We start from the raw sequence: 20357 nt of genomic DNA, 5'->3' as shown, positions 1-20357 counted from the left end.
CTCAGCGGGCACTTGTGGAAAGTGCGGGTTGAGCGTCAAGAAAAAGTCGTCGTTCCCGGCGCCGTTCGGCTTGGCGGGCCGGGTTGGCGATGGGGGAGGCCAGGAGGAGGGCCTTGGTATAGGCGTGGAGCGGCTTGGCAATCACCTGCTCCGTGATGCCCGTCTCCACGATTTCTCCGCGTCGCATCACGGCGACGCGCTCGCTGATGTGCCGCACCACATCGAGGTCGTGGGTAACGAACAGGAGCGAAACACCCGTCTGTTCCTGTATGTCGGCGAAGAGTTGGAGAACCCGTGCCTGGGTGGACAGGTCCAATGCGCTGACGGGCTCATCACACACAATGAGCTTGGGATTCCTGCACAGGGAGCGCGCTATTGCGATGCGTTGCCTTTGGCCACCGGAGAACTCCCTCGGGTAGCGGGCGCTGGCGTTGGAGGGCAGGTTCACCACATCCAGCAGCTCCCGGACCCTTTGTTGGGCATCAGCGCGGGAGGTGCCCGATACCTGCATGGGCTCCGACAAGATGTCGCTGATGGTCATTGAAGGATTCAGGGAGGTGTAGGGATCCTGGAACACCACCTGGATATCGCTGCTCAGAGCCCGGCGTTCCTTCTTGCCGAGCTTGGTGATCGACCTGCCATCGAAACGGATATCGCCACCGGTCACGGGAGCCAGGCCCAGCACGGCACGCCCGATTGTTGATTTGCCCGAGCCCGACTCGCCCACCAGCCCCAGGGTTTCCCCGGGCTTGATGTCCAGGCTTACCCCGTGCAAGGCCCGGAAGCTCCGCTTACGGCCGAACCCACCCACCTTGTAGTCCACGGTCAGGTCAGTGATCCGCAGGAGGGGCTCTGCCTCAAGCGAGGGGGTCTGATTGACGGAAGTCATCGTGCACCTTCTGTCTCGGCGGTCAGGCCTCGGTCGATGGGGTGGTCGCCTGCAGTGTTCGACGTTGAATCGAGCGCAGAGTCCAGGAGGAGGCGCGTGTACTCTTCCCGGGGGTTCGCGAACAGGTCATTGACCGCGGCTACCTCCACGATTTCTCCGTTGCGCATCACGGCCACTTGGTCGCAGAGATCGGCAACCACTCCGAAGTTGTGCGTCACCAGGACCACGCCCATGCCGCGTTCTGCCTGAAGGCTGCGGATGAGGTCCAGCACGTCCGCCTGGACAGTGACATCCAGTGCGGTGGTGGGTTCGTCAGCGATGAGGAGCTCCGGGTTGCATGAAACGGCTCCTGCGATGAGCACGCGCTGCGCCATTCCGCCTGAGACTTGATGCGGGTAGGACTTGAAGACGCGCTCAGGATCGGGAATGCCTACGCGGGCGAGGAGTTTGAGGGCTTCGTCTTTGGCAGCCTTCGCCGATATGCCCAGGTGGTGCTGCATTGGCTCGGTCAGTTGGGACCCTATGCGGAAGGCGGGATCGAGGTTGCTCATCGGTTCCTGGGGAATGTAGCCGATCCGGGCGCCGCGCAGGCGGTTGCGCTCCTTCGGAGTCATCCGCAACAGGTCCGCTCCGGCGAAACTCAAGGTTCCGGCAGTCATTTCGGCTTGCCCGGGCAACAGTCCCAGGACCGAGAAGGCAGTTTGCGATTTGCCCGAACCGGACTCTCCCACCAGGCCAAGGATCTGGCCGCGCTCCACCCTCAAGGAAACGCCCTTGACGACGTCGGACGTCTCACCGTTGGGGCGGGGATAGGAAACCCGGAGGTCGTTGATGACCAGGAGCGTGTCTCCCGGATCCACAGGCGCCATTTCCAGCGGCCGTGCCGGTTCCGGAGTGGAACCGGTGCGTTTGGCTGCCTTTACCGTCTTGGTGCGGTCGGCCGAGGATCCGTAGTTCGCCAGGGCGTCGCGGAAGCCGTTGCCCACCAGGGTGCAGGCCATGACGGTCAACACCAGTGCAACACTTGGCCAGAGCAGCAACCAGGGAGCGTTGAAGATGTTTTGCGATGCGTCATTGAGCATCAGTCCCCAGCTGGCTTTGTCAGAGGAGCCAAGGCCAAGGAAGGCGATGCCTGCTTCGATTCCGATGCCGGCACCTGCCAACAGGGCCGCCTGGATGATGGTGGGCGTGATAACCACCGGAAGGATGTGGCGGACCATGATGCGCATGTCGCTCAAACCGGAGACCCGGGCTGCGTCCACGTACAGCTCTTCCCGTACGGCCCTGACCGAGCCGCGGATCAGAAGGAACACCGATGGGGCGATCAGTATGCCGAACACCACCAGAGCAAGTGAGGTACTGCGTCCCACACGGGCCAGTACTACAAGGAGCACCACGATGGCCGGCAGAGAGAGGAGCGCGCCACTGATCCACATGCTTACGCCGTCGATCCACCCTTGGCGGTAACCCGCCAGGAGCCCGGTGGGTACGCCGATCAGCAGGCTCACGGCGATGACGATCGCGGCACTGGAAAGGCTGGTTTGGGCGCCGTAGACAAGGTTCGCCAGGACGTCGCGGCCCACGCCGTCAGCGCCCAGTGGGTGCTCGGGAGTGAAAGGGGGCGCGAGGACATCAGCGAGGCGGGTGGCGGTGGGGTCGTAGGAGGAGATCAACGGTGCGAGGATCGCCACCACCCCGAGCAAGGCCAGGAACACCAGGGAAATGACCGCTGCGGGTTCACGAAGAAACTTCTTGATCAGTTTGTCGCCTTGTGGCGCGGAGCCAACTACTTCAAGCGACTTGCGGGTGCCGGTGACAAGGTTATCGGTCATGAGACACGAACTTTCGGATTGATCCAGCCTTGTGCCAGATCGACGAGGAGATTGACGACGACGACGAGCACCACTGTGACCAGGACGATCCCGAGCACAACGGGCAGGTCGCCACGGCTGGCTGAGTTGTTGGCCTGGGTGCCGATTCCGGGGATATTGAAGACTTTCTCAATGATCACCGAACTGGAGATGGCCACGATGAACATCAGGGAGACCGTGGTGAGGCTCGGACCGGCGGCGCTGCGCAAGGCGTGCTTCACCACGACGCTTCGCTCGGGGAGGCCACGGCTGCGCAGTGTCCGGACAAAGTCCTGCTGCATGACATCGATCATTGACCCCCGGACCTGCAGGGCAATGGAAGCCAGGGAACCCAACGCCAGCGCAATGACCGGCAGCGTGATGGAGGCAAGCCACTTGCCGGGGGAATCGCTGAAGGCTGTGAACCCCGTGGCCGGCAGCAGGCGAAGTTGAACAGCGAAAACCAATGCCAGGACCAGGGCTACCAGGAAGCCTGGAATTGCCTGGACCAGGGTGGACGCCACCTGGAGACCGCGATCCAGGCGGCCCCGGCGCAACGCCGCAGTGACCCCGATCAACGTTCCGAAGCAGGCGGCGAGGATCAGTGATCCGATCACCATGGACAAGGTGGGCGGGAGCGTCTGGGAGAGCAATTCTCCTACAGGTTGGTTGGTAAACCAGGACCGGCCCAAATCTCCGCGCACGGCCGATCCGAGCCATTGGAAGTACTGGGTGATTAACGGTTCATCGAGGCCCAGCTGTTGGCGCTTGGCCTCAACTTGTTCGGCCGAAGCCACAGGTCCCAGAACCTGACGGACAGGGTCTTGCCCCGTGAGGTTCAAGAGGAAGAACGTCGCTGTGGATATGACGAACATGAGCACCAGTCCTGAGGCCAGGCGGCGAAGGATAAACATCAGCACGGCAGCTCCTTGGGCTTCGGAAGATGAGGGGATTGGCGGGGGGAGGCCGGCCTTGGAACGGGCCGGCCACCCACCTACTTCTTCGAGGCTGTGAAGCCCCAGAGCGGCGGCAGCGTGGAATAGCGCTGCGGCGTGACAGTGATTTCAGTGGTGCTTGCAAAGACGTTGTCAGACTGGATGTAGGGCGCAAACCAGGCCTGCTCCACCAAATAGGTGTTTAGTTGACGGAACGTTTCGGTTTGGGCGTCACCGGTTTCGCCTTGGGCCTTGTTGATCAGATCAACCACAGTGGGATCGGAGACGTGGAACGGGTTCCAGAGTGATTCGGGAGTGAGCGCAATCTGGGCGAAATCCCACGGGCGCGGGCTGTTGAGGCCGAAAATCGCTGCGGGGTACTTTCCTGCCAACAGATCCGAGATGAACGTCTGGCCGTTCACAGGCTGGTACTGCGGTGTGACGCCGATAGCCGTCAGCGCTTCAGTCACAGCCGCTTGCTGGTCGGGATATACGGGTGACACATCCGGCATGGGCAGGGTGAAGCCGTTTGCGTAACCGGCGTCGGCGAGAAGCTTCTTCGCGGCGTCCACATCAAAGGGGTACTTCTTGTCCAGGTCCGGGATGAAAGCGTCGCTGGTGGAACTGAAGACCTGGCTGGTGGCCTTGCCCTTACCGCCAAAGACTTTCGCGTGGATGGCGTCGCGGTCCAAGGCCATGTTGATTGCCTGGCGGACCTTCGGCTCGGCGAGCGCAGGAACCAGGGAGCCCTTGCGGTCGAACAAGTAAAGGCCGCTGGTGGTGTAGGCGGGGCTGGTCTGGATATTCAGGCCGGCGGACTTGAGGCTGTTCGAATCCTTGTCGGTCACCACTGCGAAGTCTGCTTCACCGGCCCGCAGTGCGTTGAGGATTGCATTGTTGTCGTTGAAGACCGTGACTTCGACGGTGTCGAACGGGAAGTCTTTGGCGTTCCAGTAGTCAGCGTTTCGCGTGTAGACGTACTTGATGCCGGTCTGGGACTTTGCTGCGTCCAGGATATATGGGCCGGAACCTACGGGGGTGGTGTCCAGTTCCGCGGTTCCCAAGGCTTTGGGGCTGGCAAGGACACCGGCGGTTCCGCCCAGGTTCGGCACGAGCGATGGGTCAGGAGCGGAGAGCGTGACCATGAGGTTGGTGGCGTCGGTGACGGTGACCTCCTGGATGAAGCGCAGTTGCCCACCGGCTTCACCGGTACCCTTGCGGGCGGAATCAAGATTGGCCTTCACCGCGGCGGCATCCAGGGGCGTGCCATCGGTGAATTTGACGCCCTCCCTGATGGTGAGGGAGAGCTTGGTCCTGGCGTCATCGTAAGACCACTTGGTCACGATGTTCTCGGCCGGTTCTCCTTCATTGGTGTTCCGGAAGAGGGAGTCGTAGACGGGCTGAAGGAACTGGGTGGTGGGGCCAGTGCCGAAGTTGCCCGGAGAGAAGGACTCGGGCGGTGCAATGGCTGCAATGTCCAACTCAGTGGGGGCGGTGGAACCACCAGGGGAGGAGCCGTTGCAGGCGGTAAGCGCCAGGACGGCTGTGACGGCGGCAATGCCGACTAGTTTGCGCATGTTTCTCCTAGACAAGGCGTCGAAAGCTCAGCTTCGAGTGATCCGACTGTTCTCCGGCGACAACGCTACGGAGATCGATAGGTATTGCGGTGAATTTTGGCTGAAATGCCGTGGAAGGGCGCCTTGCTTGACAGGGAATCCGGGAGATTCCTTGTCTGCGTTACCGGCGCAGGGCCAACGGATGCAGAGGGTGTGCTTCATATGGTCTCCCTCGCCGTCGAGGCCAATATTGCTGGTAAAGCGCTTTGTGGCGCCTGTTACAAACATAATCCGGTGACCGGAATAAGTCAACAACTTCTTCCGGAGTTCGGAATATCAGGCAGAAAGCCCTTCCCTGCCCTGATTGAGGGGTTGGGTCAGCCGCTCGAGGAGCCCGGGGAGGTTGTCTTTGGAGAAGAGCTCGCCCAGTACAAGCTGAGCGGCACCTACGACGCCGCCTACCTGCTCGTCAATGGCGGATAACTCCACGATCAGGTCCGGTGCACCTGTTGAGGGCAGCCGCTCCAGGACTGCTTGCTGTATGGGCTTCAGCACAATGTCTTTGGCCCGGGCAATGCCACCGCCAACAACCAGCATGTGAGGAGCGAAGAAACTTACCAGGGTTGCCAAGCTGCTTCCAAGGAGCGCAGCTGTTCGGTTGAGTAGTTCTTTCGCGGTAGCATCCTCGTGCTCAGCGGCCAACGTCACGTCATAGGCGCGAACGCGTCCGGTCTCCTTGAGGACTTGCGCGAGGTAGGGGCTGCGTCCCGTTTCAGCCAGCATCAGGCCGTCCCGCTCGATCGCCCATCCACTGGTGACTGCCTCCAGGCAGCCCGTGCGTCCGCACCTGCAGGCAACCACTCCCGCCTCGGGAACGGCCACGTGGCCAATGGAGCCGGCCAGACCGTGGGAGCCCCGGTAGAGGCGGCCGTGGGTGATGAGGGCCGCTCCAACCCCGGCGCCGGCTCCGAAGTAGAGCAAGTGCTTTGCTTTGGCCGCACGCGGATTGTTTTCGATTTCAGCCAAAGCCAGAAGATTTACGCGATTGTCTACCCAGACCGGAACCGGCCACCGCGCCGCAAGCTCTTCCCGCACCGGGTAGTCATCCCAGCCGGGCAGGACTGGTACGCCGACGGGAGTGCCGGTGTCGAAATTAACCGGACCGGAGAGGCCTACGCCGACCCCGAGCAGATTGTTGCTGCTCTGCTCCCGGACGACTTCCTCGATGATGGCGTTGACCTGGTCCAGGATCCGCGTGGGCCCTTCCCGGACGTCGCATAGTTCCCTGTGGCGGGTGCCCAGCAGGGCGCCGGCAAGATCGGAAGCGCTGACGACCATTTCATTCGAGGCGATGTCCACGCCTACCACGTAGCCGGCCTGGGCGTTGAGGGACAACAATTTGGCTGTCCGCCCGCCTGTAGAGGGAGCTCGCCCGGGGGAGTGGATGATGCCGATCTGTTCGAGTTCCGCAACCCGCTCGGCAACAACACTGCGGCCCAGGCCTACCTGGTCGGTCAGGGTTGCCTGCGTGATGCCGTCCTGCCGCCGGATTGTTTCCAGCACTGATGCCAGTCCGGTGTACCGCTCTATGGCCATTGATTTTCCCTCCAAGCGCCTTCAGCACCTTGACGCGACCCGCGGCGACAGCCGGACCGCGCTTGAGGTCAAGCGCCGGCAGTCTGGGTGCTTTTTGGGTCACCATCCGCAACTTTAGCTTGCGCTGAACAGGTCTAGTCTATAACTTTTTCCGGTAAGCGGATAAACTATATGAAACCCATCACACAAGGAGGCCTCATGCGGCGATCTGTCAGGACCACAGAAGACGGCGTCCAGTACCGGGACTTAAACGGAAACGGAGTGCTGGATCCGTACGAAGATCCACGGCTGGATGCGGTCACTCGCGCCACGGATCTCCTGGGGCGCTTAAGCGTTGAAGAGAAAGTGGGGCTGCTCTTCGGCTCTGTGATGCACGTAAACGAGCCCGGTGATTATGACACCGCCGGACACTTCGGGCCGGAAACGCCGAGGGGGTTTGTCGTCGACCAACTCATAAATCACTTGTACGTAGGACACATTCCCTCGGGCGAACACATGGCCCGTTGGCAGAACGCCATGCAAGAACTCGCGGAAACGACGCCCCACGGCATCCCCATTACCTTCATCACAGACCCTCGGCACGGTTTCGCGCAAAATGATGGGATGGCCTTTGCGACGGGCTCGTTTTCACAATGGCCAGAACCGATGGGCTTGGCAGCCATCGGGGATATTGAGGTGATCAAACAGTTTGCCGAGGTGGCCAGGAGTGAGTACGTCGCTGTTGGGTTCCGCGCGGCTGTTCATCCGCAGATTGATTTAGCGTCCGATCCACGCTGGGCGAGGCAGCTCCAAAGTTTCAGTTCAAGGTCGGATGTGACCTCTGAGTGCGCTGCAGTCTTCATCGCCGGGTTGCAGGGCGAGGCACTCTCCTCAACCAGTGTCGCCTGCACCGCGAAGCACTTCCCAGGCGGAGGGGCGCAAGAAGACGGAGAGGATCCACATTTCCCATACGGCAAAGCCCAGATCTACCCCGGCGGTAACTTTGAAGAGCATCTGGCGCCGTTCCGTGCGGCGATCACCGCGGGCACAAGCGCGATCATGCCGTACTACTCGTTGGCGAAAGACCTAGTGATCGATGGCGTAGAGGTGGAGGAGGTGGGCTTTTCGTACAACAAGTACCTGATCACGTCACTGCTTCGCGAAAAGCTCGGCTTCGACGGCGTCATCCTCACAGATTTTCTCTTAGTAACCGATCGCGAGGCTTTCGGTTTGCCCTTCCCCGCAAAGGCATGGGGTGTTGAGCACCTGAGTCCCCTTGACCGGGTGGAGAAACTTTTCGACGCCGGCGTGGACCAGCTTGGCGGTGAATCCTGCACGGAGTTGGTGCTTGAGTTGCTGGCCGGCGGAAGGTTGTCTCCGGAACGGGTTGATGCTTCTGTGCTGAGGATCCTCCGGGTTAAATTCGAGCTCGGGCTCTTCGACAATCCCTACGTTGACGTGGATGCTGTCAACGAGGTGGTCGGTTCGGCTCAGTTCCGCGACGCCGGACACCGCGCCCAGGCGGAATCAGTGACCATCCTCAAGAACGATGGGTTGCTGCCGCTCCGGGCGGACACCCGCGTCTATGTCGAAGGAGTCAACCCGGAAGCTGTCGGCGGCCGGGTCACCCTGGTGGATGACAGGAAAGACGCCGAGGTGGCCCTCGTGCGGGTGTCTGTTCCCTACGAACCACGCAACGAGTACTTCCTCGATGCCATGACGCACCAGGGAAGCCTCGACTTCCCGGAGGAAGACATAGCGCGGGTGAGGGCCCTTGCAGCAGAACTCCCTGTGATCCTGGACGTCTACCTGGAACGGGCAGGAATCCTGACCCCCTTCCAGGGCATCGCATCGGCCATCACCGCCAACTTCGGTGCATCCGACGCCGCCCTGTTCGACGCCTTGACGGGCACCATCCCGCCCAAAGGCCGGTTGCCGATTGAGCTTCCCCGGTCCATGGACGCCGTCGAAGCTTCCCATCCTGACGTCCCCAACGACACCGAAGATCCGCTCTACCCCTATGGTGCCGGCCTGGCCCTCCCATCACCTTCCCGGAAAGAGTCCGGGATGCTGAAGTGAAGGGGACAGCCGGAACGAACTCCTTGAGCGAAGTTCCTTGGAGTGAGTTCGTTGATCCACCGGATCCGGCACGGCCGCGTGCGTGGTGGCACTGGATGGACGGCAACGTGGAACTCGAGGGCATTCGGGGAGACCTTCGCTGGCTCCACTCGGTGGGTGTCCGAGGTGTTCAAACGTTCGACGGCGCGCTTGGTAATCCGCTTGTAGTGGAAGAAGCTGTGATTCCAGGCAGCGAGCAGTGGCGCGAAGCCATCGCCGTTGCCGCGGCGACGGCCCACGGCCTCGGCCTGGACTTCACCGTTGCCACTTCTGCCGGGTGGAGCGCCGCGGGAGCCCCGTGGGTTGATAAGGCCGATGCCATGCGCAAGCTGGTGTGGTCGCAGACCGTGGTGGAAGGCGGCGAGCTGATTCAACTTAACAGACTCCCGGACGTCGCCGGGCCGTACCAGGACATCCCCAGGTGGGGAGTCGAGCCGAACGAAGGCTCGGGAGATGCCAAAGACCTCTTTGCCTTGGCCATCCCGTTCCACAGCATCCACGATGCCTTGGAGCCTGCGTTCGTCCGGACTTCCGACTCGCCTGCTGAAACGGTCACCGCTAGCCAGGCCACCGCCGTCGAAGGTTTCCGGCTGGCCCGCGACCCGGACAACCACTCGGTGGCCTGGATCGAACAGTCCTTTGCAACCCCCGTGACCGTGCGTTCCTGTGTCATCGAGCTCCCTGGCCCCCACGGCTTCGGTGCGGCTCCGGCCGCCACCGCCACCCTGCAGGTCCAGAATGACGACGGCGGTTACGTCACCGTCTGCACGTTGCCGGCGACGCAATGCCCCTCGCGGACCATGTCGTTCCCCGCCGTTACCGGGACGCATTTCCGGTTGCGGCTGCAGGCCGACGGGATATCGACGGTTCTGGCGGCGTTCGAGAAAGGGGTGGTGCCCCCGCCGGTTTATCGGCCGCTCACCGGGTTCACCGTCAAAAGATTCGCCCTCTACGAGTCCGGCATGCCCGCCCACCGGGAGGCAAAGAGTGGTTTCGCCACCGCGCCCGACTACGACCATCTTGACACCGACCCGAGGGCAGCATTCGCGGTGGTTCCGCTGGCCGAAATCCTGAACGTCAGCGGACACCTCTCACAGGGAAGGCTTACGAGCCCGCTTCCTGAAGGGACCTGGAGAATCGTCCGCTTCGGAGCCTCCCTTACCGGACAGACCAACGGCCCGGCACTCCCGCAAGCCACAGGACTCGAGGTGGACAAACTTGATAGCGAAAGAGTCCGGCGCTACATCTCAACCCACCTGGCGCAGTTCGGCGACGCACCGATCGACGGCCTGCTCAGCGACAGCATTGAGGCCGGACTGCAGAACATCACGGATCACCTCGATGCCGGATTCCGCCGTCTTCGCGGCTACGACATGATCCCGTGGATGCTTACCACAGCCGGGTTCCTGGTGGAGGACGCTTATTCCAGCGACCTCTTCCTCGCCGACTTCCGGCGGACGCTCGCTGAAGTCTTCGCAGAGTCCTACTACGGCACACTGTCCGAAGAAGCACATAAGCGCGGCGCGATCTACTACGCGGAAGCCCTGGAAGACCGCAGGCCACAGCTCGGCGACGATCTGGCCATGCGCTCGCACGCAGATGTGCCCATGGGGGCCATGTGGACCTTCAGCTCTGAAGCGGGCCCCGCGCCTACCTACGTAGCGGACCTCAAGGGCGCCTCATCGGTGGCACACGTCTACGGACGCAGCCGCACCGGCGCTGAAGCTTTCACCTCAGGACGGAACCCCTGGAGTGATTCGCCGAAGTCTTTAAAGCATGTCGCTGACCTTCAACTGTCCCTCGGTGTGACCCGCTTCTGCATCCATACGTCCCCACACCAACCCACCCAAGTACCACCACCCGGCATCGCTCTGGCGCCCTCGCTCGGGCAATCCTTTACCCGCAATGAAACCTGGGCGTCCACTGCCAAGCCCTGGGTGGACTATTTGGCCCGGTGCTCGCATCTTCTTTCTCTTGGCCGGCCAGCCGTGGATATCGCCTACTTCATAGGCGAGGAAGCCCCCGTCACCGCCCTTTTCGGAAATACTTGCAACCACGACGTTCCTGCTGACTACGACTACGACTACATCGGACCGGATGCACTCAGTACCGTCTTGAATGTCCAGGCGGGCGAACTGCAGGCAGGTACATCCCGTTACAGGCTTTTTTACCTCGGCGGTGCCAGCAACAGGATGAGCACAAGAGCCCTCGAAGCGATCCTGCGATTGGTGGAGCAGGGCGCCACCGTCGTCGGTGAACGTCCGGGGGCTAAGCGCTCCTTGTCGGACGAGGACTCCGAGCACGAGCGTTTGTGCAACCTCATTTGGGACAGCTCGAACAGCGGCAAAGTTTTCGCCACCGCAGATCTGTCTTCCGTGCTCAGGGAACATGTCCCACCACGCATGATGGTGGGCGACTCCAGGGTGCGGCGGATCGCTCGCTGGGTGGACGGCGACCAACCTCTGCTTTTCATCGCCAACCCTGTCAACGAAGAGCTGCGCACCACCGTGACGATCCCAAACATGGATGGCAGATTGGTTGCCTGGGACCCGGTAACACCAAATCAATGGGCCCTCAAAGGCGCCGATGGCGGAGACGGCTATGACGTGCGGTTACCCCCTTATGGTTCGCTCTTCATTCTCAGAGGCGAAGCGGATCCACGCCCGGAAAAGGAGTGGGTTACCGAGGTTGCGGGAGAATGGACCCTCACCGTCCCCGGCTCCGACCCGATACAGCTAACGCACGCCACCTATTGGACCGACCCCGGACTCGGGGCGGAGCACTTCTCCGGAACGGCCACTTACGTGGTGGAGTTCCAGCTCGACGGCCCCCACCTCCCGCACGCAGTCCAGTTCGCCGATGTTGCTGATGTAGCGCACATCAAGATCAACGGTCAAGAGGAAGGAATTCTCTGGACTGCTCCCTACAGGGCGTCCACCAGCGCGCTGAGACCCGGGACGAACCGGATCGAAATCAGTATCACAAATCCGTGGCGCAACCGGCTGATTGCTGAAGCCCGCAGCAACAACGGGACGCTGTACCCACCTATGACGGCCGTGTTCAACCATGAAGCCGAAATCCTGCCGGCCGGTCTACTGGGCCCGTTGAGCTTGATCTACAAGCACCACCGTAATTTCCACTAGTGAAAAGACTGGATGAATGACATACCAAACAACGCCTCCCGCCGTGAGCCTGGAAGGTCAACGCCGGGCCGACCTCGGCGATGGAACCTACCTGAACCCGGTGTTCGCCGGGGACCACCCGGACCCGGCCATCCTGCGAGACGGCGATGACTACTACTTGACCTTCTCCTCGTTTGAGTCCACGCCAGGACTCATCATCTGGCACTCACGGGACCTGCTGAACTGGCAACCGCTCGGGCCGGCTCTACCAACACCCCTCGGTTGCGTGTTTGCCGTGGACATGTGCAAGGTTAACGACCGGTACTACATCTACATACCGATCATTCCCACGGCCATTTCCCCGGACCCAACGGCGCCTGTGCTGACGTATGTCATCCATGCCGAGGACATGGCAGGACCTTGGAGCGAGCCGATCAACCTGGGCATCGAAGGGCATATCGATCCGGGGCACGTGGTGGGAGAGGACGGCAGCCGCTATCTGTTCCTCAGCGGAGTCAGCCGTGTCCGGCTCACCGACGACGGACTGGCTACGAACGGACCAGTGGAGCACGTCTACGACGGCTGGCGCTATCCCGACGACTGGGTGGTTGAAGCGTACGCCCTGGAGGGGCCTAAGCTGACCCGCCGCGGTGAATGGTTTTACCTCACGACGGCGGTGGGCGGCACGTCAGGTCCGCCCACCGGGCATATGGTCACTGTTGCCCGCTCGCGCTCCATTGACGGTCCGTGGGAGGACTGTCCCCGCAATCCCATCATCAGGACATGGGATGCGAACGAGCCTTGGTGGAGCAAGGGCCATGCCACCTTGTTCGAGGGGCCCAACGGCCAATGGTGGAGCATTTATCACGGCTACGAGAACGGGTTCGCCACCCTCGGCCGGCAAACGCTGTTGGAACCCATCGAATGGGACGAGGACGGATGGCCTCGAGCCGGTGGGGGAGATCTTTCGGCGGCACTGCCGGCACCCCTGCCCGCCCTGTCTCTAACAGCCGATCAGACTCACGGCTTGCCCTTGTCCGATGATTTTTCCACCGGGCGCTTTGGAACCCAATGGTCGTTTCATGCCCCGTCCCAGGGCGAGTATCTTCGGGCATCCCTTGACGCCGGCCTGGTTCTGCAAGCCCGCGGATCAGGCCCGTCAGACAGCTCGGCGTTGACGTGTATCGCGGGCGACCGGCGATACGAGATCACGGTCCAGATGGAACTCCGCGACGGCGCCCAAGGCGGGCTGCTGCTGTACTACAGCGACCGCCTGTTCTGCGGCATGGGCCACGACGGCGGCCGCATGACCAGCTACCGCGCCGGGAGGGCCATCCCGTACTGGCGCGAACCAGCGCCAGCGGCCCGGACCATACACCTGCGAATGGTCAACGACAACCACATCGTCACCCAGTACTACAGCTTGAACGGGACGGACTGGACCAGGCATGGATTGCGTTTCAACGTGGAGGGTTACAACACAAATACGGCCGACGAACTCCTCAGCCTGCGCCCGGCACTGTTCGCAGCCGGGACAGGGGAAGTGCGGTTCACGAACTTCACTTACCGTGCCTTCTAGGCTTGGCTGCAACAGGGCCAGTAGCGCTTTAATTCTCTTCTAACTGCTCCAGCAGGAAGGCAATTTTTCAGTATGGGCTTAGTTTTTCGATTATTCGCGAACGGGTCCCAACATCACAGGTTCCCCTGTTTGGTCCGCGCTGCCATGGAGGAGTGATCAAGCATGACCACAGAGTCCACCCTCCGCTTTGGCGCCCAAACGGATGAAGGGACGAGCCTGCTGCGGATCATCAACCTGGTCCGAACTGGTGAGGCGATCACCCGCCCGGAACTCGGCAAACTGACGGGCCTTGGCCGCGGCGTGGTTTCGCAGCGTGTAGATCAGGCAATCAAGATGGGCCTCTTGGCTGACGGTGAATTCGGAGCCTCGTCCGGGGGCCGCCAACCTCGGAAGCTTCGATTTTGCGCTGAACAGGGAATGATCGTTGTTTGTGCTCTGGGAGCCCTGCACGTCAGAGTGGGCATTGCCGGACTGGACGGCGACATCCTGGAGCACATGCACCGTAACTGGGACATTTCCCGCGGGCCTGGGGAAACCATTGACATGGTGTTCTCGATGGTGGACGAGCTACTGGAGAAGGGGAACAAGCAACCCGTCTGGAGCGTGGTGGTGGGGCTTCCCGGACCCGTGGACTTCCTCACCGGACGGCCTGCGGCACCGGCCATCATGCCGGGATGGAACGATTTCGACGTCCGCACACCCTTCGAGGAGCGATACGATGCGCCTGTTTGGGTCGACAATGACGTGAATCTCCTGGCGCTCGGAGAACGCGCCCACCGCCGAGACGTGCCCACGGACTTGATTTATTGCAAAATCGGGTTGGGTATGGGCGCCGGACTGTTGTCCGAAGGACGAATACATCGCGGGGCAAACGGTGCCGCCGGGGACATCGGGCATGTCAGAGTTGCAGGCTCTGAGGCCGAATGCCGTTGCGGGAAGATCGGTTGCCTGGAAGCAGTAGCCGGCGGATGGGCGTTGGTTCGCGACGCAGAGTTGGCGATCGGGCAGGGAGCAAAAGGGCCGCTGGCCACCAGGGCCGGAAAGGCTCCCTTGATACCTGAGGACATTACTTTGGCCGCGGCAGAAGGGGACCCGCTGGCAATTAGCCTCATTCGAAAATCGGCACAGGTGGCAGGAGAAGCTATATCGGCCTTGGTGAACATGTTCAATCCCGGTGTCATCGTCATAGGCGGCGTGATGGCGTCGGCTGGGGAGGTCTTCCTTTCTGAAGTCCGCCAGAGGATCTACGAACTGTCTCTTCCGCTGGCCACGCGCGACCTCATCGTCCTCCAGTCGGCCAATGACGAACGAGAACCCTTGCGGGGCGGAGTAGAGCTGGCCCGCCAGCAACTGTTCGGCGTAACCTTCCCACGCTGGTTCGCCCACGGCCGGCCGTCCCCAGAAGGAGTGAAAGCCACAACCTAGTCCTGTACCGAACAGCGTTCCTCATCGGCGCATCTTTCGTGGATAGTTCCGATTTTCCCAGGACCCGGCAGCCGCCCCGACGTCAGGGTGGACTGAAGTTCAATGTGTCGAGAACATGCTGCACCCTGAACAGTCCACCGACGCGTTCGTGTTCCACCACCCGGAAGGTATGAGGGTGCTTCTGCCTGCCGGAACGGGCACTGTGGAGGGAGTCTGTTACACCTGCGGGGTGAACCGGAAGCGGCGAAGCTAGCGCTCTGCGCGCGTTCGCTTAATGAACGAAGCGTTCGGGTATGGCGCAACGCACCGTGCGCGCCGCCGTCGTCGAACACGGCCACCAAAAATTCATCCTCGCCACCGAAGAATCCACCGCCCCAGCCACCGGACAGCTGCACGCCGTGGACGCCACAGCCGCAGGAGCACCCATCTACGGCAGCGGCAATGGACACCGACCGGAAGCCAATTACGAGAGGCAGAAGATTTAGCCGGCCTTCTTCCAACGTGACGGCGCACTAACGCGCACACCTGAAACCGAGGTCTCGGCTGGTTCCCCCCAGCCGAGACTGCGGCAATGTGCAGTCTTTACGGTCGCAATACGAGTCAAAGGCTTTCGGCAGGAGCTACTTTCCGCGGGGTCCTTAGACCCTAAGTTGCGGCCGGTCCCTGGCTTGGGCTGAGTGCGCCGTCGCGACTTGCCCGCCCGCGCTGGAGACCGGCTTCACCCGCCGGAACGCGGCGAGAATGGCCCGCCCCACCACAACGATTCCGATGATCGTGGTGACGGCCCGCAGGGTGTCCCAGCCCGCCGTCGACGTCACCAGCGAGTACAGCAGGAAGCTGCTGAGGTTGGTGGCCAGCGGAGCCCCGGGTTCGTACGAGATGCCGGTGCCGGCGCCCACTGCGAACGGCCAGAACCACAGGTTGGTGAGCAGGCCGAACAGGTAGGACGCCACGGCGCCGTAGCCGCACAGCATCCACAGCTCCGCTTTGCCCCGCACCCGGCGGGGGAGCAGCCCGGCGCCCGCGCCCACCCACGCACAGGCGAAGATCTGGAACGGTGTCCAGGGCCCGACTCCACCCCACAACACGCTGGAGACGGCGATCGTGGCGGCGCCGAGGAGCAGGCCGAAACGGGCACCGAACGCCCGGCCGGCCAGGATCAGCAGGATAAAGACCGCCTCCACACCCCCGACGCCGGTGCTCGCCACCCGCACCGCCGAACCGACCGCTGCCAGGACGCCGAGCAACGCCACCGTGTGTGCCGACCGGACGGAACCGTCGAGGGACACGACGACGGCGACCGCGGCCAACGGCGCGATGGCCAGCGCCGCGTAGGGGAGGGCGGCGGCGGCATCCTGGGGGAGGGCCGCGGCGAGCAACGGCCAGCAGAATGCACCGAGGGCCAGAAGGTTTGCGGCTGCGAGGACTGCGAGTTCGACGCCGCGCGGCAGCCGGATGCGGTGATGTTTATGCAGGGCCTGGGAATCGGCTTGTTCGTTGATGACTTCTGGCTTTGGTCCGGTAGCTGTCAGCTGGAGATCCGGAAGGGTCGGTTCGGGTGCTTCGGGTGCCGCGGCAGAGGGTGCGACGCCGTCACGCATCGGGAGGATCCGGGCGCCGAGGCCGTGGGCGAAGTCGAGGTCGTGCGTGGCGATCAGGACGGCCGTGCCGGCGTCCGCCGCTGCACGCAGCGCTGCGGAGACTGCCGTGCGCGCGGCGGGATCGAGTCCGCGGGTGGGCTCATCGATCAGGAGGACCTGAGGGTCGTCCAGGGTCTGCAGCGTGATGGTCAGGATCCGGCGCTCTCCTGCAGAGAGGTCCCGGGGATGCTCGTGGCCGATGGGAATGCTGACGTTGCCCCGGAGACGGGCAAGTCGTGCAGCTGCGTAACCCGGCTCAGGCTGTACGCCGTTCTTCCTGCGCGCCAGGCGCCGTTCCGCGGCGCGAAGTTCTCCTGCCACCGTATCCCTGGTGAAGAGGTCGTCCGAGGCGTCCGGCACCAGGGCGACGCGGCCGCGGTCGCCCGTGCCGCCGTCGTACGTTTTCGGACCGCTCTTTCCTTCACCCGCCGTGCCTTCACCCAGGGCGAGCGCCACCAGGAGGGAAGACTTCCCGGCCCCGTTTGGCCCCACCAGGGCCACCACTTCACCGCGGTGCAGGGTCAGGGATGCGTCGCGCACGAGCGGCTGGCCCTTGCGGTGCACCGCGAGGTTTGTCGCCGTCAGCACGGGTGCGAGGTCCGTTGGCTCTACCGGCGTCGGACGGGCCTCGAGAGGGTGCGACGGCGCGGGCGCGGCACCAGGAACCAGCGCGCCGTCGTCGATGGTCCACCAGGAATCGGCCACCGGCACGAGCGCTTCCGCGCGGTGTTCCGCCACAATGACGCAGACGCCGGAGTCGCGGGCGAGGGTGTTGAGCACGGCGATGACGCGTCCGCGGGCGGCGGTGTCGAGGTCGGCCAGGGGCTCATCCACGAGCAGGAGGGCAGGATGATCCACCACGGCGGCGGCGATGGCGACGAGTGTTGCCTCGCCGGCTGAGAGGGTGCTGAGATTCCGGTCCAGCAGATCCGTCACCCCGATACGCCCGGCGACCTCCAGCACGCGGGCATTGGCGGAAGCGGATGGCACGCCGCGCAGCTCAAGGGCAACGGAGATCTCGTCCCGGACCCGGGTGCTGGCGAACGCGGCCCGGGGATTTTGCAGGACGACGCCGATGTGGCGGGCGGTGTCGCGGGGCGGGGCGGCGGCACGGTCCATTCCGCCGACGCTGACGGTGCCGGAAATTTCTCCGCCGTCAACGTGGGAGAGGAGGCCGGCGATGCCCCGCAGGATGGTGGATTTTCCGGAGCCCGTTGGCCCGGTAATGACGGAAATTGAGCCGCGCGGCGGGGCGAAGTCGGGGACGTTCAGCCGAGCGGCACCGATGCGGAACTGGGCGGCGTGCACCAGAAGCGGGCCGTCGTCGTTCCTTGAGCGGTGTGCCTCTCGGCTCCCGAAGCCTCGCAGCTCCAGGGCGGCGGCAACCCGGCCGGCGTGCTCAAGGGTGCGCTCGAGCACGGGCACCAGGGCGCGGGCTCCAAACTTTTCACCCCGCAGCCGGAAGGCCAGGCGCACGGAGGCAACGGCGTCGGCCAGTGCCGGAAGCGCCGCCCACGCCACCACAAGCGTCCGGGCCAAACCCTGCACGGGGCCACGCCGGGCCAGGTGCACGAAGCCGCGCGCCACATCCACGAAAGCGTTGAGCAGGCCGAAACCGAGGATGACTCCGGCGATCGGCAGGGCGGACAGGACCGCCTCCCACAGCCCGGATCCCGTGACGGGGCCGAGGAGGACCACATGGGCGTACGGGGCAGGCAGCCGGATTGCCGGCAAGTCCAGAAGGAGCGGCCCGCCAAGTGCCGTCCCGTGGAAAAGGATGCGGTAGATGACCCGCGCCGCGACGAAGATGGCGGCCAGGGCCGCCGCGGCGCGTAACGGCGCGGGTCGGAAGGTCATGCCTTGGGGGCGGCCGGTTCGCCGTCGACCGTGTAGAGCAGTTCCAGGCTCTCGCCGGGGCTCACCTTCAGGGTGGCGTGGCCTTCCTGGGCATAGGCCCAGTCACCGGAGGCGGGCTTCACCCAGAGGGACCAGTAGGCGAAGGCGGCGGGCATCCCCTTGCATTCTTCCCGGTACGTGCCGGCCTTGTGGGTAATGTCGAAGTCCGCGGCGGGGACACCGTTCACGCGGCAGACCAGTTCGGTGGGGTACTGCTCGGTGCCCTCGGTTTTCACGTCAGCCTTGTCGAGAATCTCGGAAGCTACGGTGGGCTCGTCCACATCCACGCAAACGGAGGTGTCGGCGGCATCCTGCTTGAGGGCGCCCGAATCCACGATGACCTTCACGCCTTCGCAGGGTCCGGCGTCGGCGCTGGCTGAAGCCGCTGCCGTGGAAGCCGGTGCCGAGGTGGTTGGCTGGGTGGCGGCCGGCGAGGAGCAGGCGGCGAGGGAAAACAGGAGACCGGCGGCGGCGAGGGAGCTCGCGGCGGCGGTGCGCATCTTAGTCAAAGTCACCTGTCAAGGGTAGGCCGTTGCCTGTCCGGAGCGGGATGCCGTCGCGTTGTGTGACGTCAGTTCTCGAGCCCGCTGGCTGCGGGGGTCCCCGCTACAGGCCCAGTTCCATGAAAACGCTGTTGGGATCCAGGGTGTAGCCGGCAAACGGCGGGCACTCGGTGAAGCCGTGCCGGGCATACAGCCGCCGCGCGGGGGTGAAGTAGTCCTCGGTTCCCGTCTCGAGGTAGACGCGCTCCAGGTTCCGGGCGCGGGCGTCGTCGAGGATGTGCCGGAGCATCAGGGTAGCCACACCCCTGCCGCGTGCGCTGGTTGTGGTGCGCATGGACTTGATCTCGCCGTGCATCGCCGGCCCGGACGGGGAATCCAGGAGCTTGAGCGCGCCGCACCCCAGCAGATCACCGTTCTCGCGGGCCGTCCAGAACGTGACGGATGGTACGGACAGGGCGGAGTGGTCCAGGGCGTGGACGCTTTCGGCCGGTGAGGTGGCGTACATGTCGGCCAGGTGTTCGCTGAGGAGTTGATGCACGTCGGCGCGTGTGGGGTCGTCCCGGTCAATGGAAATCATCGGCTCAAATCTACCGGCTGGCGCCGTCAATTGTCCCTTTCGACCTGCAATTTTAGGGTCTGGACCCCGGTAGCGGGCGGATTTATGGTGAAAGTGTGGCGGCTGCCTGACTGGCAGGATTGCCAGTGCTGCCGGTCCGCTGTTGCGGCCGTCCGTCATGAGGAGCAAGCAGATGGAACACGTTGAAGAGACCGTTGAAGTCGATGTCCCGGTGCGGACCGCGTACAACCAGTGGACCCAGTTCGAATCCTTTCCGCAGTTCATGTCCGGCGTGGAATCCGTAACCCAGCTGACCGACACCACCAACCACTGGGTAACCAAGGTGGGTGGCGTGCAGCGGGAATTCGATACTGAGATTGTTGACCAGGAGCCTGACGACCGGATCGCCTGGCGCAGCACCGACGGCAAATCCCATGCCGGCATCATCAGGTTCACGCCGGTGGATGCCAATCACACGAAGGTCAGGGTCCATTTCGAATGGGCGCCGGAAACCGTCACTGAAAAGGCAGGCGCGGCACTGAAGATCGACGAGATGCAGGTGAAGGCGGACATGCGTAAGTTCAAGGCCTTCATCGAATCACGCGGTACCGAAACCGGCGGCTGGCGCGGCGAAGTCAAGGACAGCGGCCCCACCGGGCAGTTCTAGGAGTGCCAGCGGGATCAGCTGGGGAAGCGACCCCAACAAACAGGAA

General features: G+C 63.3%; 14 protein-coding genes. 6 read left to right on the top strand and 8 right to left on the bottom strand.

The features are described 5' to 3' along the window. Position 1: 1 nt before the first annotated feature. The 5 genes from B5520_RS00575 to B5520_RS00555 form a co-directional block, all read right to left on the bottom strand. On the bottom strand, positions 2-889 hold the full coding sequence (locus B5520_RS00575) for an ATP-binding cassette domain-containing protein (RefSeq protein ID WP_079595128.1): 888 nt from the start codon (positions 887-889) through the stop codon (positions 2-4). Then, positions 886-2721 (bottom strand): dipeptide/oligopeptide/nickel ABC transporter permease/ATP-binding protein, encoded by a 1836-nt coding sequence (locus B5520_RS00570; RefSeq protein WP_079595127.1) that lies wholly within the window; start codon positions 2719-2721, stop codon positions 886-888. Before B5520_RS00570 ends, B5520_RS00575 begins: the two co-directional genes overlap by 4 nt. Further along, a complete protein-coding gene (locus tag B5520_RS00565) occupies positions 2718-3653 on the bottom strand; it encodes an ABC transporter permease (protein WP_254865462.1) in 936 nt (311 codons plus the stop codon). The genes B5520_RS00570 and B5520_RS00565 overlap by 4 nt, the downstream gene beginning before the upstream one ends. A gap of 80 nt (positions 3654-3733) precedes the next feature. Beyond that, positions 3734-5251: an ABC transporter substrate-binding protein gene (locus B5520_RS00560; RefSeq protein ID WP_079595125.1), complete on the bottom strand. Its 1518-nt coding sequence runs from the start codon at positions 5249-5251 to the stop codon at positions 3734-3736. A gap of 315 nt (positions 5252-5566) precedes the next feature. Beyond that, on the bottom strand, positions 5567-6826 hold the full coding sequence (locus B5520_RS00555; RefSeq protein ID WP_079595124.1) for an ROK family transcriptional regulator: 1260 nt from the start codon (positions 6824-6826) through the stop codon (positions 5567-5569). Between the two features lie 171 nt (positions 6827-6997). On the opposite strand from B5520_RS00555, the gene B5520_RS00550 reads away from it, so the two are divergent. The 5 genes from B5520_RS00550 to B5520_RS00530 all read left to right on the top strand — a co-directional run bounded on the left by B5520_RS00550 (position 6998) and on the right by B5520_RS00530 (position 15534). Beyond that, on the top strand, positions 6998-8884 hold the full coding sequence (locus B5520_RS00550; protein ID WP_368483712.1) for a glycoside hydrolase family 3 protein: 1887 nt from the start codon (positions 6998-7000) through the stop codon (positions 8882-8884). Next, on the top strand, positions 8881-12066 hold the full coding sequence (locus B5520_RS00545; protein ID WP_303048406.1) for a glycosyl hydrolase: 3186 nt from the start codon (positions 8881-8883) through the stop codon (positions 12064-12066). Before B5520_RS00550 ends, B5520_RS00545 begins: the two co-directional genes overlap by 4 nt. A 16-nt stretch (positions 12067-12082) precedes the next feature. Further along, a complete protein-coding gene (locus tag B5520_RS00540) occupies positions 12083-13624 on the top strand; it encodes a family 43 glycosylhydrolase (protein WP_079595121.1) in 1542 nt (513 codons plus the stop codon). Positions 13625-13786: 162 nt separating this feature from the next. After that, positions 13787-15049 carry an ROK family protein gene (locus B5520_RS00535; RefSeq protein ID WP_079595120.1) on the top strand — a complete coding sequence of 421 codons (1263 nt, stop codon included), beginning with the start codon at positions 13787-13789 and terminating at the stop codon, positions 15047-15049. 293 nt (positions 15050-15342) lie between these two features. Continuing rightward, positions 15343-15534, top strand: coding sequence for a hypothetical protein (locus B5520_RS00530; RefSeq protein WP_079595119.1), 192 nt, complete (start codon positions 15343-15345; stop codon positions 15532-15534). Between the two features lie 153 nt (positions 15535-15687). On the opposite strand, the gene B5520_RS00525 is transcribed toward B5520_RS00530, so the two are convergent. The 3 genes from B5520_RS00525 to B5520_RS00515 all read right to left on the bottom strand — a co-directional run bounded on the left by B5520_RS00525 (position 15688) and on the right by B5520_RS00515 (position 19665). Beyond that, entirely contained in the window at positions 15688-18546 is a 2859-nt protein-coding gene (locus B5520_RS00525; RefSeq protein ID WP_079595118.1) for an ATP-binding cassette domain-containing protein, read from the bottom strand. After that, positions 18543-19100: a hypothetical protein gene (locus B5520_RS00520; RefSeq protein WP_254865426.1), complete on the bottom strand. Its 558-nt coding sequence runs from the start codon at positions 19098-19100 to the stop codon at positions 18543-18545. The genes B5520_RS00525 and B5520_RS00520 overlap by 4 nt, the downstream gene beginning before the upstream one ends. Positions 19101-19191: 91 nt before the next feature. Next, complete coding sequence (locus tag B5520_RS00515; RefSeq protein ID WP_079595116.1) at positions 19192-19665, bottom strand: GNAT family N-acetyltransferase; 474 nt, start codon at positions 19663-19665, stop codon at positions 19192-19194. A 172-nt stretch (positions 19666-19837) separates the two neighbouring features. Between B5520_RS00515 and B5520_RS00510 the strand changes: the two genes are divergently transcribed. Continuing rightward, complete coding sequence (locus B5520_RS00510) at positions 19838-20311, top strand: SRPBCC family protein (protein WP_079595115.1); 474 nt, start codon at positions 19838-19840, stop codon at positions 20309-20311. Positions 20312-20357 lie beyond the last annotated feature (46 nt).

Origin of the sequence: Arthrobacter sp. P2b (genome assembly GCF_900168295.1) — a bacterium.
Classification (GTDB): domain Bacteria; phylum Actinomycetota; class Actinomycetes; order Actinomycetales; family Micrococcaceae; genus Arthrobacter.
This window is presented reverse-complemented; position numbering and strand designations above follow the sequence as displayed.